The organism is Komagataeibacter kakiaceti JCM 25156 (assembly GCF_000613305.1).
In genome coordinates this window covers 1-1614 of sequence record NZ_BAIO01000515.1, presented here as the reverse complement: position 1 = coordinate 1614, position 1614 = coordinate 1, and the positions used below count along the sequence as shown (strand labels likewise).

The following is a 1614-nucleotide window of genomic DNA, read 5'->3' as shown; positions in this document are numbered from 1 at the left end:
GGCGAACATGCGTACCAGTGACCGAAACCCCCGACGGCACGGGACCGTTGAGGAACGAGACCTCCGTCTGCGCCTGCCCGCCCAGCGCGCGCACGGCCCCCACGGTCGCGCGCTTGAAGCGTTCAGCCATGCGGGCTTCGTTCTCCGCCGCAGGGGAGGGAGGGGTTTTCCTGTTCTCTCGCATACCTGGCCCGTGCCCTGCCATCAGCCCTGGGCGCCAGCGGCTGTCGTTGAAACAGCGCTGGTAATATTCCGCCACGGTGGGGCGTTCCGCCTCATCGCATTTGTTGAGGAAGGTAACGCGGAAGGCGAAGGCGAGATCATTAAAAATACGGAAGTTCTCGGCCCAGCTAATGACCGTGCGCGGTGACATGACGGTGGAAATATCCCCCGCGATGAAGCCCGAACGGGTCAGATCCGCCAGCGCGACCATGCTTTCCACACGCCTGCGCCCGGCTTCATCCTTGGTGGGGTCGATATTCATGCGCGCCAGCACGATGGCGGTTTCCTGCGCGTGCGGCAGGTAGTTGAGTGTGGTCACGATGTTCCAGCGGTCCATCTGGCCCTGATTGATCTGCTGGGTGCCATGGTACAGCCCGGTCGTATCGCCCAGCCCGACGGTGTTGGCCGTGGCGAACAGGCGGAAGAAGGGATGCGGGCGGATGACGCGGTTCTGGTCCAGCAGGGTCAGATGGCCTTCCACCTCCAGCACGCGCTGGATCACGAACATCACATCGGGGCGACCGGCGTCATATTCATCAAACACCAGCGCGCAGGGGTGCTGGAGGCCCCACGGCAGCAGGCCCTCGCGGAACTCGGTGATCTGCTTGCCATCCTTCAGCACGATCGCGTCCTTGCCGATCAGGTCGATGCGCGAGATATGGCTATCGAGATTGATGCGCACGCTGGGCCAGTTCAGCCGCGCGGCCACCTGCTCGATATGCGAGGACTTGCCCGTGCCGTGATAGCCCTGGACCATGACGCGACGGTTGAAGGCGAACCCGGCGAGGATGGCCAGCGTGGTGTCATGATCGAATTTGTAGGCCGGGTCGATCTCGGGCACATGGTCGGTCCGCACCGAAAAGGCGGGCACCTGCATGTCACTGTCGATACCGAACACCTCACGCGCGGACACGACAAGATCGGGGGCCGAAACAGCCGAGATGGCGGGTAATGGCGTGCCGTTGGCATCCACTGCGGCGGTAGTCAGGTCAGCGGGTTCGTTCATCTGCTTTCTTGTCCGTCACTTCGTCTGTTCTGGCCCGGCCGTGGCGGCGCGCCCGGTGGGGCCTCAAGTATAGGTAGGTACGCAACGATCGGCCAGTGCATGACTGCCGGGGCATGACCACCGGTGCGTGACCGGCCCCGCACGCCCATGGTCAGGCGCTGCGGGCCATGCCGTCGCGCTGGCGGTTGCCCACAAGGTGCGCGCGCACGGTGGTGTAGGCGATATTGATGCCCTTGAACCGCTCCTCCGCCCTGCGGTCGCCGCCATTGGCGTCCGGGTGATGCTGGCGCGCCAGATCCTTGTAACGCGCCTTGAGTTCATCAAGTGACACGGGCCAGCCAGATCCAGCACGCCCAGCGGATATTTGAGCGCATCTGGCGCTTCGG

At 64.1% G+C, this 1614-nt stretch carries 1 protein-coding gene and 1 pseudogene; both read right to left on the bottom strand.

What is annotated here, in order from left to right; genetic code table 11:
• A partial coding sequence (cobS, locus tag JCM25156_RS16065; RefSeq protein ID WP_025813907.1) for a cobaltochelatase subunit CobS occupies positions 1–1228 on the bottom strand: 1228 nt, incomplete at its 3' end.
• Positions 1229–1379: 151 nt separating this feature from the next.
• Positions 1380–1614 (bottom strand): annotated as a pseudogene (locus JCM25156_RS25365) (DnaJ domain-containing protein); the annotation flags it as partial.